11 protein-coding genes are annotated in these 15,347 nt (G+C 62.2%); 6 read left to right on the plus strand and 5 right to left on the minus strand.

The genetic code is table 11. From position 1 onward, the window contains the following. Window positions 1–78: 78 nt before the first annotated feature. From cysW to CMO28_RS00680, 5 genes are all read right to left on the minus strand, one after another. Window positions 79–963: a sulfate ABC transporter permease subunit CysW gene (cysW, locus tag CMO28_RS00660; RefSeq protein ID WP_296708104.1), complete on the minus strand. Its 885-nt coding sequence runs from the start codon at window positions 961–963 to the stop codon at window positions 79–81. 4 nt (window positions 964–967) lie between these two features. Beyond that, window positions 968–1,816 carry a sulfate ABC transporter permease subunit CysT gene (gene cysT, locus CMO28_RS00665; protein WP_296708106.1) on the minus strand — a complete coding sequence of 283 codons (849 nt, stop codon included), beginning with the start codon at window positions 1,814–1,816 and terminating at the stop codon, window positions 968–970. Window positions 1,817–1,821: 5 nt separating this feature from the next. Beyond that, window positions 1,822–2,868, minus strand: a complete 1,047-nt coding sequence (locus CMO28_RS00670; RefSeq protein ID WP_296708109.1) for a sulfate ABC transporter substrate-binding protein — start codon at window positions 2,866–2,868, stop codon at window positions 1,822–1,824. A gap of 254 nt (window positions 2,869–3,122) precedes the next feature. Further along, entirely contained in the window at window positions 3,123–4,145 is a 1,023-nt protein-coding gene (locus CMO28_RS00675; RefSeq protein ID WP_062769425.1) for a dTDP-glucose 4,6-dehydratase, read from the minus strand. Continuing rightward, window positions 4,145–4,999 (minus strand): NAD-dependent epimerase/dehydratase family protein, encoded by an 855-nt coding sequence (locus CMO28_RS00680; protein WP_296708113.1) that lies wholly within the window; start codon window positions 4,997–4,999, stop codon window positions 4,145–4,147. Before CMO28_RS00680 ends, CMO28_RS00675 begins: the two co-directional genes overlap by 1 nt. 337 nt (window positions 5,000–5,336) lie before the next feature. On the opposite strand from CMO28_RS00680, the gene CMO28_RS00685 reads away from it, so the two are divergent. From CMO28_RS00685 to rfbF, 6 genes are all read left to right on the plus strand, one after another. Continuing rightward, window positions 5,337–6,113 (plus strand): sugar transferase, encoded by a 777-nt coding sequence (locus CMO28_RS00685; RefSeq protein WP_296708116.1) that lies wholly within the window; start codon window positions 5,337–5,339, stop codon window positions 6,111–6,113. 220 nt (window positions 6,114–6,333) lie between these two features. Next, window positions 6,334–7,329, plus strand: a complete 996-nt coding sequence (locus tag CMO28_RS00690) for an NAD-dependent epimerase/dehydratase family protein (RefSeq protein ID WP_296708118.1) — start codon at window positions 6,334–6,336, stop codon at window positions 7,327–7,329. Window positions 7,330–7,334: 5 nt separating this feature from the next. After that, on the plus strand, window positions 7,335–8,687 hold the full coding sequence (locus CMO28_RS00695; RefSeq protein WP_296708119.1) for a nucleotide sugar dehydrogenase: 1,353 nt from the start codon (window positions 7,335–7,337) through the stop codon (window positions 8,685–8,687). A 214-nt stretch (window positions 8,688–8,901) separates the two neighbouring features. Next, window positions 8,902–11,601 (plus strand): SLBB domain-containing protein, encoded by a 2,700-nt coding sequence (locus CMO28_RS00700; protein WP_296708122.1) that lies wholly within the window; start codon window positions 8,902–8,904, stop codon window positions 11,599–11,601. A 36-nt stretch (window positions 11,602–11,637) separates the two neighbouring features. Continuing rightward, the gene (locus CMO28_RS00705) at window positions 11,638–14,175 is read left to right on the plus strand and encodes a YjbH domain-containing protein (protein ID WP_296708124.1); all 2,538 of its coding nucleotides are present in this window, start codon (window positions 11,638–11,640) and stop codon (window positions 14,173–14,175) included. A gap of 293 nt (window positions 14,176–14,468) precedes the next feature. Continuing rightward, window positions 14,469–15,266 (plus strand): glucose-1-phosphate cytidylyltransferase, encoded by a 798-nt coding sequence (rfbF, locus tag CMO28_RS00710; RefSeq protein ID WP_062769514.1) that lies wholly within the window; start codon window positions 14,469–14,471, stop codon window positions 15,264–15,266. Window positions 15,267–15,347 lie beyond the last annotated feature (81 nt).

Genomic DNA, 15,347 nt, shown 5'->3' on the forward strand with positions numbered 1-15,347 from the left:
CCCGGGCAGGCATGGAAAACCCCCGCCGGACGGGCCGGCGGGGGCATGGAATATCGGGTTGGGCAGGGCCCCCCGCGGTCAGTGGGCGCCGGTCCGCCGATGGCCGCGTTCCAGCAGGGTCTTCACCACCAGCGTGACCAGCGCCAGCAGGGCCAGCAGCGACGCCACGGCGAAGGCGCCCACATAGTCGTATTCGTTGTAGAGGATCTCGATATGCAGGGGCATGGTGTTGGTCAGGCCGCGGATATGGCCCGAAACCACCGAGACCGCGCCGAATTCACCCATTGCCCGGGCATTGCACAGCAGGATGCCGGCCAGCAGGCCGTTGCGGACATTGGGCAGGGTCACCCGGCGCATGATGGTGAACCAGCCGGCGCCGAGCGTCAGCGCCGCCTCTTCCTCGTCGCGCCCCTGGGCCAGCATCAGCGGGATCAGCTCGCGGGCGACGAAAGGGAAGGTGACGAAGATCGTCGCCAGCACCAGCCCCGGCACCGCGAACACGATCTTGATCCCGTGCGCCGCAAGCCAGGGCCCGAACCAGCCATGGGCGCCGAACAGCAGCACCCAGACCAGGCCCGAAATCACCGGCGAGACCGAAAAGGGCAGGTCGATCAGCGAGATCAGCAGGTTGCGGCCGCGGAAGTCGAAGCGGGTGATCGCCCAGGCCGCGGCGATGCCGAAGATCAGATTGGCGGGCACGGCGATCGCCGCAACCAGCAGGGTCAGCCGGATCGCCGCCAGGGCATCGGGCTCCCGGATCGCCTCCAGGAAGGCGTCGGTGCCCTTGGCGAACGCCTGGGCGAAAACGCTGCAAAGCGGCAGAACCAGAAAGACCGCGAGGATCAGGAAGGCTGCCGCCACCGCCAGGATGCGGACGGGGCGGCTCTCGGTCAGCGGCACGGAGGGGAGCGGCGGCGAGAGGAGCGGCGGCGCGGGGCGGAGAGGGGCGGGACGATCGGTCATCGGTTCACCCCTCCATGGCCCGGCGGCGGCGGGCATCCAGGCCGTTGACGATCAGCAGCAGGATGAACGAGGCGATCAGCATCACGGCGGCGATCGCCGAGGCGCCGGCATAGTCGTACTGCTCCAGACTGGTCACGATCAGCAGCGGCGCGATTTCGCTGACCCCGGGCATGTTGCCGGCGATGAAGATGACCGAGCCGTATTCCCCCACCGCCCGCGCGAAGGCGAGGGCGAAACCGGCGGAGAGGCCGGGCGCCAGGGCAGGCAGGATCACCCGCCACAGGATCTGGCGGCGGCCGGCGCCGAGCGAGGCGGCGGCCTCTTCGACCTCGCGATCCAGATCCTCCAGCACCGGCTGTACGGTGCGGACCACGAAGGGCAGGCCGATGAACACCATGGCCAGGATCACGCCTGTGGGCGTAAAGGCGATCCGGATCCCAAAGGCCGCAAGCGGCGCGCCGATCAGCCCGTTGAGCGCCGTCAGCGCGGTCAGCGCGATGCCGGCAACCGCCGTCGGCAGGGCGAAGGGCAGGTCGACCATCGCATCGGCCAGCCGCCGCCCGGGAAAGCTGTAACGCACCAGCACCCAGGCGATCAGCAGCCCGGCGATGCTGGAGAGGGCGGCCGCGATCAGCGCGCCGCCGAAGCTCAGCCGATAGGCGGCGAGGGCACGGTCCGAGAAGGCCTTGGCCAGGATCTCGTCCACCCCCAGACCCGAGGCGCGGACGAATACGGCGGCAAGCGGGATCAGCACGATCAGCGACAACCAGGTCAGCGTCAGGCCAAGCGCCGGCCCGAACCCCGGCAGGGGCCCGGCACCGGCGCGGACGCTGCGGCCAGCGACGGCACGCATGACGCCTAGTTCTTCGCCACGATCTGGTCGAAGATGCCGCCATCGGCGAAATGTTCGGCCTGGGCCTTGCGCCAGCCGCCGAAGACCTCGTCGATGGTGAACAGCCTCACCTCGGGGAAAGTGGCGGCATGGCGGGCCGCCACCTCGGGATCGCGCGGGCGGTAGAAATGCCGTGCCGCCAGCTCCTGTCCTTCGGGCGTGTACAGGAAGTTGAGATAGGCCTCGGCGACCTTGCGGGTGCCATGGGCGTCGACGACGCGATCGACCACCGCCACCGGCGGTTCCGCCAGGATCGAGAGCGAGGGCACGACGATGTCGAAGGCATCGGGGCCCAGCTCGTTCACCGCCAGCAGGGCCTCGTTCTCCCAGGCCAGCAGAACGTCGCCGATGCCGCGCTGAACGAAGGTGGTGGTGGCCCCGCGGGCACCGCTGTCCAGCACCGGCACATTGGCGAACAGCGCCTTCACGAAGTCGCGGGCGCCGGCCGCGTCCCGGCCCTGATCGAGCGCATAGCCCCAGGCCGCGAGATAGTTCCAGCGCGCCCCGCCCGAGGTCTTGGGGTTGGGGGTGATGACCTTGATGCCGGGCTTTACCAGATCGTCCCAGTCCTTGATCCCCTTGGGATTGCCCTTGCGGACCAGGAGCACGATGGTCGAGGTGTAGGGGGATGAATTGTCGGGCAGGGCCCTCTGCCAGTCCTGGCGAAGGGCGCCGCCATTGTCGGCGATGGCATCGATGTCATAGGCCAGTGCCAGGGTCACGACATCCGCTTCCAACCCGTCGATCACGCTGCGCGCCTGTTTGCCCGATCCGCCATGGCTCTGGCGGATGGTGAGGGTGTCGCCGGTTTCCGCCCGCCATTTTGCGGCAAAGGCCCGGTTGACCTCTTTGTACAGCTCCCGCGTGGGGTCGTAGGAGACGTTGAGCAGCTCGATATCGGCGGCGCGCACCCCGTCGACCGGCGATGCCGCCGCGATGAGGGCCGCAATCAGCGGCAGGCCGGCAAACCGCATCAGGCGGGATACAGGCCGGGTGTCATGGCCTCGGGACATGGGTTCGGCTCCGGTGCAGCCGGGAGGATCATCCCGGCCTGGATGGGATCTGAGAGATCGGCCGGATCCCGTCCGCGGTACGGGCACCTGGCGTGCAGCTGCTATGAAGCGGCAGCACAACTGTGGAATCAAGATGATTCTTTTTGTTAGAAATGTAATAAACAATTATTAAACAAAATAAATATGTAATTAAGGTGGCGAAAGAACGCCCGCCGGATGCCGGCGGGCGTCATACGGCCCGGATCGGTACCGGATCAGGCGCCGTGGGTGATGGCGCGCAGATCGATGTCGATATCGGCGCTATGGCTTTCGAAGGTGGTCATCAGCCGGCGGAAGCGGGGGGCATTGTCGCGATACCACCGCACCACCGTGGGCAGATCGTCGAGCAGGTTGCGCCTGGGCGCCCAGCCGAGTTCGCGGATCTTGGTGCTGTTGATCGCATAGCGCCGGTCGTTGAACGGCCGGTCCGGCACGAAATCGACCACGTCGTCCAGCTTGTAGCCGAAGGTCTCGGCAATCATGCGCGCGACGACGATGTTCTCGAACTCGTCTTCCGAGCCGATATTGTAGATCTCGCCGATCTCGCCCTTGCGCATCAGCAGGGCGATGGCGGCGGCGAAATCCTGCGCGGCCAGGAAGTGCCGGCGGTTGTTGCCCGTGCCGTGGATCGTCAGCTTCTTGCCACATTCCAGCAGCAGCGAGAAGCGCGGGATGATCTTCTCGGGGTACTGACGGATGCCGTAGATGTTGTTCCCGCGCACGGTGACGATCGGCATTTTGTACGAATGCAGATAGCCCGAGATGATCATCTCGGCGCCGGCCTTCGATGCCGAATAGGGGTTGGTCGGGTTCAGTACGGTGCTCTCGTCGGCGGCCCCGTCCAGCACCTCGCCATAGACCTCGTCGGTGGAGACGTGAACGATGCGCTTCACGCCCATCCGCCGGCAGGCTTCCATCATCGCATGGGTGCCGTAGACGTTGGTCATGGTGAAGAGCAGCGAGTTGCCGAAGGAATTGTCGACATGGCTTTCGGCTGCGGCATGGATCACGTAATCCGCGCCGTCGACCACCCGGCAGGCCAGATCGAAATCGCAGATGTCGCCGACCACAAGCTCGATGCGCTCGCTGGTCGCCAGCTCCTGGATGTTCCGGAAATCTGCCGCATAGGTCATCTTGTCGAAGACGACCACGTCATGATCTGGGAACTGCTCGCAGATGTGGTCGGTGATATGCGACCCAATGAAGCCTGCGCCGCCGGTGATGACGATCTTCGGCATTATCCAAGAGCCCTTCCCAGATTGTAGCAGTAGCTGATGATCTCGTCGGCCGTCTGTCTGAGGCCGGTTTCACGAACGAGGCGCGAGACGTCCAGGCGGAAGGCGTCGGCATGACGCGGATCGATGATCCGCAGTTGCCCCCTGCCATGTCCGCGGATCACGGCGAGGGCGAGCTCGCCACACATGATGCCGGTTCCCGAGGACAGATTGTACGTGCCGGTCAGGCCCAGTTCGACGATCCTGCCGAGCTGGGCCGCGAAATGCTCCACCGTCACGAAGTCGCGCGAGACGAACGGGCTCATGTCGAACACGATTTCACCCGTGTCGGCAAGCGTGTTCAGCATGAACCCCATGAAGCTGCGACGTCCGGGAATGCGCTCCGGGCCGATGACGTTGCCGATGCGCAACACCGTGAGCCGATTCCCGGGCAGCAGGTCCCGCAAGGCCGCTTCTGCTGCAACCTTGTTGCGACCATAGACGTCGAGCCCGGACAGCGGGGCGTCTTCGGTCGCATTCTGCTGTGCGTCGGCGGCATAGACCTTGCGGGAACTGAGCATCACATAGCGCGCCTGCGTCCCGGCCACGCGCCGGGCCAAGCGGAGATCGACGTCCCGTTCCGGGTCGTGGGCCAGACGCATGTCATCGGGATGGCGGGCGAAATTCACCACGACGTCGATCCCGTCCATCAGGTCGGGGGCATCGATGTCGTCATGCCGGGCGATCCGGACCGATCCGCCGGGTGTGGCTGTCCCGGTGAAGGCGCGGGCAAGCAGGCTTCCGCCGCCGAAGACGAGAATGCGCATGCGAAGTCGTTGCTCCAGGCCCTGAAAATGCGGATGGTCGAACCGGCCCAATGATTAACACCCGGGGCGGTCCTCTCCAACGGGAAATCCGCCATCAAGGTGGGAGAATGCATGGCAGCCATGCCGTACGCCGTTCGTTTTTTGCGTGATCATCGCGCCGAGGTCGTCTAGGCGTATGGTTAACAATCTGCTACCGTCGCCGACGTGATGGCCCTGGCCGTCGATCAGGCTTCCGCGGATCCCCCGTTCAGGGGATTTGTGCGCTGCGGAATCCGGGTTGGCTATGAGGGACATGCGCGGTATAAGTTAAGCAATCGATGCAGTGCGGGCCGGGTGGTGCATCCGATGATGGATGAGGCCCCCGGAAACAACCGCCCCGACCGGGATCATGGACTGTCTTCGCTTCAAGGGCGACGTCGATGGAAGGCGTTGTACGGTCCGGCAGTCGGGTGTGCATAATAACGTCAAGCGGGCAAGCATCATGACGGATGTCAACACCAGCCACGTGTTCGAGGCAAGCCTTGATCGCGGCGTGGTTCCGGCGACTACGACCGGAGCTCGTATCTTTAAGCGTGCATTCGATATCGTCGGCGCCACGACGCTGCTGCTGCTGCTGTCGCCGATTTTCATGATCCTCGGGCTCTGTGTCGCGACCACGAAGGGGCCGATCTTCTACGGCCACGAGCGGCTCGGTTATCGCGGCAACCGGTTCAAGTGCTACAAATTCCGCTCGATGGTTCCGAATGCGGACAAGCTGCTGAAGGATCTGCTCGCCCGTGACGCCGAGGCGCGCGCCGAGTGGGAGCAGTTCGAAAAGCTGCGCAAGGATCCGCGCATCACCGGCATCGGCCGCATCCTGCGCAAGACCAGCCTGGACGAGCTGCCGCAGCTGTGGAATGTGCTCTGCGGCGATATGAGCCTTGTGGGCCCGCGCCCGATGGCGCTGCACGAGACCTCCCGCTGGGGGGCGAGCTTGGTTGAATACACCTCGCTGCGTCCGGGGATCACCGGTCTCTGGCAGATCAATGGCCGGACCGACAGCGAGTACGACTCGCGTATCGCCTTCAACCGCACCTATCTGGAAAGCTGGACGCCGCTTCTCGACCTCAAGCTGCTGTTCCAGACCGTGCGTGTGGTGTTCTCGCCCAATAGCGGCGCCTACTGAGCCGCACCCGGACCGGATGTCCGGCGGCCATCTGCCGCGACGGGAGCGCCCGCCTGCCGTTGCCGGACGCTCGCCGTCTTCTTCCGGAACGCCCGACGACTTTCAAAAGCCTGTGCCGGATGACCGGCGCAGGCTTTTTTGATTTGCCGACATGCTTCACATCCGGGGTCCGCATCGCTACCTTGCCTCGCGATGATCTCCATTGCCGGAGCCGCATGCCATGACCGTCCTCATCACCGGTGCCGCCGGCTTCATCGGCTCGCACGTGGCGTCCCTGCTGCTCGATCGCGGGGAAGAGGTTCTCGGCATCGACGACCTGAACGACTATTACGATCCGGCCCTGAAACGGGCCCGGCTGGCCCGGCTGGAGGGGCGCGCCGGCTTTGCCTTCCGGCGGCTGGACATTGCGGATCGTGCCGCGATCGAGGCCCTGCGCGATCATCTGCCCCGGATCGACCGCATCGTCCATCTGGCCGCCCAGGCCGGGGTGCGCTATTCGATCGAGGCGCCGCACAGCTACACGCGGGCGAATGTCGAGGGGCATCTCTGCCTTCTGGAGCTTGCCCGCCATCTGCCCGGCCTGGTGCACATGGTCTATGCCTCCTCGTCGTCGGTGTACGGCGCCAACCGGCAGCTGCCCTTTTCCGAGGCGGATCGGGTCGATACCCCGCTGTCGCTCTATGCCGCCACCAAGCGGGCGGGGGAGCTGATGGCCCATACCTATGCCCATCTTTACGGTCTGCCGTTGACCGGTCTGCGGTTCTTCACGGTCTATGGTCCCTGGGGGCGCCCGGACATGTCGGCCTGGCTGTTTACCGACGCCATTCTGAACGGCCGGCCGATCCGGGTTTTCAATGAAGGGCGTATGCAGCGCGATTTCACCTATGTCGACGACATCGCCCGTGGAGTGTTGGCGGCGCTGGACACTCCTCCGACCTCCGTGGCTTCCGACGCCGGGGACGGCAGGGTGCCGCATCGCGTTTTCAACCTGGGCAACAATGCGCCGGTGGCACTCGGCGACTTCATCCGGGCGATCGAGGCGGCGACCGGGCGGGAGGCGGTGAAGATCATGGAGCCGATGCAGCCCGGCGATGTGTCGGCCACCTATGCCGATATCGACCGGGCGCGTAGTCTTTTGGACTTTGAGCCCCGCACTCCGATTGACGAAGGTATCCCCCGCTTCGTTGCTTGGTTTCGGGCCTATCACGAGATCTGATTGATATGGATGTCGACAAGTCGATGACGGACGATCCGTTCCTGCTCCCGATTTTCGAACAGGCGGACCCCGAAACGGCAGTTCTGGGGGTGATCGGCCTTGGTTATGTCGGGCTGCCTCTGGCCGTGGCGTTTGCTTCGCACGGTCGGCGCGTCATCGGATATGACCTGGACGCTCGCCGGGTTGCCCGCATCCGGTCCGGGATGGATGACACCGGCGAAGTTTCGCCAGCCGACCTGCAGCGGGCATTGGCACGCGGGCTGATGCCGACGGCTGATCCGGATCGTCTTTCGGAGGCACGGATTATCATGGTGTGCGTCCCGACTCCGATCACCTCGGACAGGCGGCCTGATCTCGGCCCGTTGCTCGCGGCATGCGCGATTCTTGGGCCGAGATTGCATGCTGGAAGCGTGGTCGTATTCGAGAGCACGGTCTATCCCGGTGTGACTGAAGATATATGCGGCCCCGCTCTGGCTGCGGCTTCGGGACTGGTGCTGGGCCGTGACGTGATGCTCGGCTACTCCCCGGAGCGGATCAATCCCGGAGATCGGGCGCATCGCATCGATACAATCGTGAAAGTGGTGTCCGGGCAAGGGAGGGCGCTTACCGAGGCGCTCGGCCGTTTGTATGGGCTGCTCAATGGTGGGTTGATCCACGTTGCTCCGTCAATCCGGGCGGCGGAAGCGGCAAAAGCGATTGAGAATGCTCAGCGTGACATCAACATTGCTTTCGTGAACGAGGTGGCGCTGATCTGCGAGCGGATCGGTTTATCGGTCCATGATGTGCTCGATATTGCGCGTACGAAGTGGAACTTCCTCGATTTTAAGCCAGGTCTGGTCGGGGGGCACTGCATTGGTGTCGATCCCTATTATCTTAGCCATCTGTCACAAATGATAGGTCATGAACCCGAGGTTATACTCGCTGGCCGTCGAATTAATGATCACATGGCAGATGAGATGGCCGACCGTATCGCCTTTCGCTTCCGCGAGGTCGTCCAGCCAATACTTCGTCCGAGAGTTCTGATTTTGGGGGCTACTTTTAAGGAGGATGTCCCGGACCTGCGGAATTCACGGATTCCCCAGCTTGTCCATCGGCTGTCCCGCCATGGCTTTGATGTCAAGGTGCACGATCCGTGGTTCGCGCCTCAGGAGCTGGCGTCTAGACAGGACGTTGAGGCGATAGGCTGGCCAGAGGAGACATTTGATCTTGTAGTAATGGCGGTGGGGCATCGGGATTTTCTTGATCGATCGCCAGAAGTGATCTTCCGCCTGGTTTCACCCGGAGGAATGATGGCGGATCCCAAAGGGTTCTACCGAACGGCTCAGCGTGATCCGTCTGTCAACTATTGGAGCCTGTAGGAGAGCAAAGCCTATCGCCGAACTCCTACTGCGCCGCACAATAGTGAGCTTTTACCACGTTGCTGATCTGCCAGCATGTGCTAGGGTGTCAGCGCTCACGTGCAGCCGGCGAGGTGTCACGTTCGAGGGTGCCCCGGCAGCGTCGACGGACTTCCCCTCACGATTTGAGCTAAGAGATCCATAACATAGCATCGAATCTGCCACGGGACGCAGCATGATCCTCGACTCCGCTTCGCTTCGCGAAATCCTTCGTGTGAGATCTGGCCACGCCGTCCGGCACCTTGCTAACGCGGTGGCTATGGTGGCCGTTGGAGCCTTGACGCTCCTTGCTCCGGGGCATTCTGGTGCACAAACGCTGCTGGATCTGCAAAGTCAGATCGAATCAGCGACGCAGGCGCTGCAGAACGGCGGTGCCTCAAATATCGATCCCAAAGACGGGACGGCTGACACTTCCCTCGATCCGGAAGCCGGAGATCGGTCAGAAGAGGCCGACGAAGAGACCAAGCGGCGAAATGCCACTGATGAAGAGGCGGACGATCAACGTCTGGGTCTTGCGGGTAACCCGTCATCTATCGAACGGGACTATGCGCTTCGCACCGGGCGCGCGATCAGCCAGTATGGATACCGCGTGTTTCGTCAGTCGCAGCGGGCTCCGATCACCTCCGGAGAGATCAGCCCCGACTATGTTCTGGGTATTGGCGACGAACTCATTGTCACCTATCGCGGCCAGATTTCACGGACAGTCAGCGTTCAGGTGAATCGCGATGGCGACATCGTTCTTCCCGAAACGCCACCGATCAAGGCCGTCGGCTCGACCGTGGCGGATCTTCGCAACCGGCTGCAGCAGGTGACTGGCGAAAGCATGGTGGGCAGTCGGGTCTTCGTCACTGTCGGCAGCGTACGTCTGATCAGCATTTCCGTGCTTGGCGAAGTGTTCCGCCCGGGACTGCGGCCGGTGAACAGCTTCGGGACCGTGGTCGATGCAATTGGTGCCGCGGGCGGCGTACTGCGTTCCGGATCCCTTCGTCGCATCGAACTGGTTCGGGCGAATGGCGAACGCATCCCGGTTGATCTGTACGATTATCTGATCGGGGCTGGTGGCGGCGCTACACTGCCCCTTCAGGATGGTGACCGGATCGTCGTGCCTCTGCTTGGTCCGACGGTGGCCGTCGATGGCGATGTGGCTCGTCCGGCGATTTTCGAGACTGCGCCCGGTCGCTCGACAATGTCGGTCAGTGAAGCAATGAAGTTGGCCGGTGGGCCGCTGCGCCCCGCTGGCAACCGCTTTATGCGCATTGCGTTTGACAGTGAGGGCGTCCAGTCCGCGACGAGCGCGGATGCGCGATCCGGCACATTGCAGCGCGGTGAAATTCTGCAGGTCTTTATTGATCGTAACGTCGTGGGCGGAACGGTCGTGGTCGAGGGCAGTGTTTCCACACCTGGACCCAGGGCGCTTGACAGCAGGGGGAGCCTGAAGTCCCTCCTGTCGAACCTCGACCTGCTGAGTGGATCACCCTATTTGCCTTTTGCGGTTATTCGTACGCGTGATCCAAGTACTCTTCTGCCTCTGTTCACGCCAGTTGATCTCGTCAATGTCATCAATGGCAACCAGGATATGACGCTTGCCTCCGGCGATCGCTTTATTGTTCTGGGTGCCGGTGATATCGCGTTCCTTTCGACGCCGGCGGTCGCGGAAGCACTTGCCAACTCTGGCGGTGCATGCCCCGCTCTGGCGTCCCTGTCCAGTCTGGTTCGCAAGACCCGTGCAGACAGTTTCCTCAGTGCGCGGCAATTTCTGGTTCAGGGTGGAACGTCCACGAACGCGCCTGGGTCGGTTAACTGTCCGCCCGTTTTTGATCAGTATCCGTCTCTGTTGCCGCTGTTGTTGGAGAATGTGACGGCGGTTACAGGCGATGTGCGCAGGCCAGGGCTGTATCCGATCGCTCAGCCCGTCACGCTTCGTCTGATGCTCAATGCTGCGGGCGGACTGGGGCGGTCGGCCGATATCTCCCAGGTGGAAATCAGCCGCTACGACGCGGATGTAGCGGCGACGACGACCCAGATTCGCCGCGAACTCCTCGATCTGACTCAGGTGAGCCTTGATTCTGTCATGGTTCGGCCCGGCGATACCGTGCGGGTCGCGACGCGGATCACCACGCGAGAACAAGGGCTGGTTTCCGTCCGGGGAGAAGTTCTTCGCCCGGGCGCATATGACATCAGCCGTGGCGAGCGCCTGTCCGAGCTTCTGGCTCGCGCCGGTGGATTGACCTCCGAGGCCTATCCCTTCGGCGCGGTTTTCACACGTGATCGGGTTCGGGATCTCGAAAGGCAAGCCAATCGACGCACCGCTGATGAGCTTCAGAAGGGCATCGTCTCCCTTCTTGCACGTCAGTCGCAGCGCTCCGGCTCAAGCTCCGGCATAGCAGATGCGATGGGTGTGATGAGGGAGCTGGTCAAAGATCTGGCCACTGTCGAGCCCTATGGCCGCGTCGTCGTCGAGGCTGATCCGGCGGTACTTGCTGCTCGCCCTGAGCTGGATACGGTTCTGGAGGGAGGAGACGCCATCAACATTCCCAAGCGCCCCAACTATGTGCTCGTCGTTGGTGAGGTGCTCAATCCGGGTGCCCAGCAGTTCCGTAGTGGACAGCGCGCGAGTGAGTACGTGAATCTGGCGGGGGGATACTCACTTGACTCTGACGAGGGGCGCGCGTTCATCGTCTTGCCGAATGGCGCGGCACAGCCGGTCGATTTGGACTCGTGGGCAACCACCGAGGCTAATGTTCCTCCAGGCTCTATGATTGTGATTCCTCGTGATCTGGCGCCTTTCGACTTCCTGGCTGTAACCACGGATGTCACGCGTATCCTGAGCGGCCTGGCTTTGACGGCAGCCTCTCTGAACGCCATCCAGGATTGAGGCCGCACGGCGGTGAGGAGCCAAAAGGCATACGTGATGGCGGCCAACGTCCTGTTGGTCGCCATCCTTATGAATGTCAGCGTGGAACCGGCTGCCGCGCAGCAAGCTGGCGAGCAGCCGAAGCCATGGGAGAAGATCGTTCTGCCGAACGTGTCTGACTATGGTGGCATCGGCGCGGTGCAGACGCCGACCGCCCGCTTCGGTAAGGATGGCCAGTTTCTGGCTGGCATCTCGATCGTTTCTCCGTACCACCGCTATTTCATCAACCTGCAGGCCCTGCCTTGGCTGGAGGGAACTTTCCGATATACGCGCATTACGGACCGAGCCTACAGCCCGGTTGATGGGTTCGCGGACGGACAAGATTATAAGGACCGAAGTGTTGATCTGAAGGTGAGGCTCTCAAGAGAAGATGAGGCTTGGCCGGAGATCGCTGTTGGATTTCGCGACCTTGGTGGTACTGGCCTGTTCGGCGCCGAATATTTTGTGGCGTCCAAGCGTGTAGGTGATTTTGACATCAGCGGTGGTTTGGGATTTGGAGCCATGGGCACACGGGCGCATCTGGACAATCCGCTGGGTGTGTTCTTTGATCGCTTCGACAACAGGGTTGGCGGAGCGGATGCCCCAGGTGGGGTCGGTACTGCTTTCTTCACCGGTCCGATTGCCCTGTTTGGCAGTGTAAGCTATCTCTGGCAGGATGTTCCCCTGCTCGGCGATGATTTGCGCTTTATCGTCGAATACGATCCGAACAATTATGTCAACGATCCGGCTACGTCGGATCTTGATCCTAAATTGCCGCTCAACTTTGGAATCACTTGGCAGCCCGCGAGTTGGGTCCAGTTTGCGGCAGGTTTCGAACGTGGAACCACAGCGATGGCGCGTGTTTCGCTATTCGCTGATTTTCATAACGGCTTTAACCCGCTCCTCGACAAAGGGGTCCCGCCGGAGGTTGCCCGCCGGGGACGCCTGGGACCTGAGGGGATTCCTGCGGACAGGCCGATCGATCCCGTGCCTATGGCTGCTGTCTGGCTTCCGGAGCTTGCGGAAGCGAGTGTCAGGGCGGCTGCCGCCGATCGGCAGATGGTCGTGCAGCGTTTTGACGTCGTGAATGATCGGGCATTGGTTGATCTCACGGGAGGGCTTCCCGGGCATGATATGGCCGATGCGCTGGATGTCGCGGCGGTGGCAGCGCGCGCTGTGCCGACGGATGTTGTGACGGTGGAGGTGCGGCTTCTCTCGGCGGCCGGGCGCCCTCTGGTCACGTGGACGGCTTCGCGTTCTGAGCTTCTCCAGAACGGGGCTGTACAAGCTGATGCCCCGCCGGTCGACCCGCCGCGCACCGCCGCAACCCCGAAGCAAGAGCCTGTGGAAACCGAAGCGTTGGCCCGACGCCTGTTTGCGGCTGCCGAGGAGAATGATGTCGTAATCGATCGGATGGAGCTCCAGGGGGACACTGTTCGCCTCTTTGTAGGAAACATGCCTTTCCGAAATTTTGTGACATCAGCCGGTCGGGCTGCTCGTGTGGCAACCCAGGTTATGCCGCCGCGAGTGGAACGTCTGGCCATGGTTCTCGGCGACGACGGCTTGCCGGTTCTGGAACTCACTGTCCTGCGGACTCACATTGAGCGGCTTTCGGAAGATGAGGCGACTCCTGAAGAAATCTGGCATCAGAGCACCGTCGCACAGGCGGTGCCGCCACGGGATGATGCTGTTCTGAATCAGTCGCAGTATCCGGAATTCGACTGGTCGATTGCCCCCAGAACAAGGCAGCAGATCGGCGGGCCGGATGCCTTCCTGATCTACCAGCTCTATATGCGTGCCCAGGCGTCCATCCGCCCCTCTCCCAATACCGAAATCGATGGGTATGCGGGCCTGAATATCACTAATAACTATGACGACCTGACACTTGAATCTGATAGTCAGCTGCCACATGTGCGTAGTAGCATCAAGGATTACCTCAAAGAAGGTGAGGCCTGGATTGGCCGCTTGCAGGGGGCCTATTATACATCCCTGGCACCTGGACTTTATGCGACAGCCTATGCCGGTTTGCTGGAAGAAATGTTCGGTGGCGTTGGTGGAGAGGTGCTTTACAAGACGGTTGGTTCGCCGTGGGCTTACGGCATTGATGTTAACTGGGTCAAGCAGCGTGCCTATGACGGGATGTTCAGCTTCCTGGACTATAGTACAGTCACGGGGCATGTCGGGGTTTACTACGAGCTGCCGTTCTGGGACCTGAACGGATCAGTGCGGGCTGGGCGCTATCTGGCGAAGGATTGGGGGGCTACCTTCGAGCTGTCGCGTGAATTCGACAGTGGCATCCGTGCCGGCGTTTTTGCGACCCTCACTGACGTATCAGCCGCGGAATTTGGCGAAGGTAGCTTTGACAAGGGATTCTTCCTGAGCATCCCGTTGGACATCTATTCGACCCGGCCGACCAAAACACGGTTCGGTCTGACCTATCGTCCGGTCACCCGCGACGGCGGTGCCCAGCTCAACCGTTCCAGCGCTCTCATCGGCCGGGTCGGGGGGTATGACGCGGCGAACACCTCCCGGTACTGGCCTGGCCTGATGGACTGACTCCGCAGTATCTTGGGCCTGTAGTGCCCCGTCTGTTAAGCATACATTGCAGCTGTGCCCGTAATTTGCCACGGCCGGAGATCGAAGTCTGTTGATCTCCGGCCGTAAACATTCTGAAATATCAAAGGGATCCCGCAACTGCGTTGTCATGCGCGCGGCTTGTGACAGCGCCGTCGGCATGGTATACGGAACAGGCACGATCGGAGCGAACGACCGCCAATGCCGATGCGTCCGGTGCCTGCCGGGCGAGATACGCGCATATGCGGCTTCATAGAGGCGACAAGACCGCTATCATGACTCCTTCTTCAGTTCCTGTTTTCATCCTCTGTGGCGGGCTCGGCACGCGCATCAAGGAAGAAACCGAATTCCGGCCGAAACCGATGGTTCCGGTGGGCGACAAGCCGATCATCTGGCACATCATGCGGACCTATTCGCATTTCGGCTTTCGGAAATTCGTGCTGTGCATGGGTTATAAGTCGGAAGTGATCCGGAATTACTTCCTGAACTTTTATTCCATGAACAGCGACGCGACGGTCAATCTCGTCGACAACAGTGTGTCTTATCATCAGATCAATCACGATTGTGATTGGGAAGTGACGCTGGCCTATACCGGCGAGAAGACGATGACCGGCGCGCGCATCGCCATGGCTTTCGATCGGTATATCGGCGATGCCAAGACCTTCGCCGTGACCTATGGCGACGGCGTGACCGATGTCGATCTGGCGGCGGAGCTGGCCTTCCATCAGGCGCATGGCAAGACCGGCACCGTGCTGGGCGTGAACCCGCCCTCCCGCTTCGGCGAGTTCAACATGGAAGGCGATCGTCTGCTCTCGTTCGCGGAGAAGCCCGAGATCACCCATGCCTGGATCAATGGCGGGTTCTTCTTCTTCAATCGCGACTTCCGCAACTATCTGTCGACCGATCCCTCGCTGGTGCTGGAACAGGCACCCCTGTCGCGGCTGGCCGCTGATGGTGGCCTGCATGTCTACAAGCACCCGGGCTTCTGGCAGTGCATGGATACGCAGCGTGACCGCGAGCATCTGACCGCATTGTGGGAACAGGGCAAGGCGCCCTGGGCCTATAAGGATTGACCCGGGATGCGGCCGGAGCCCCAGGGCGCCGGCCGCGTCATGCGGTGCATCGGACGGGGCGGATCTGCGACATCCGTCTCC

Origin of the sequence: Tistrella sp., from assembly GCF_002684955.1 — a bacterium.
Taxonomy (GTDB): domain Bacteria; phylum Pseudomonadota; class Alphaproteobacteria; order Tistrellales; family Tistrellaceae; genus Tistrella; species Tistrella mobilis.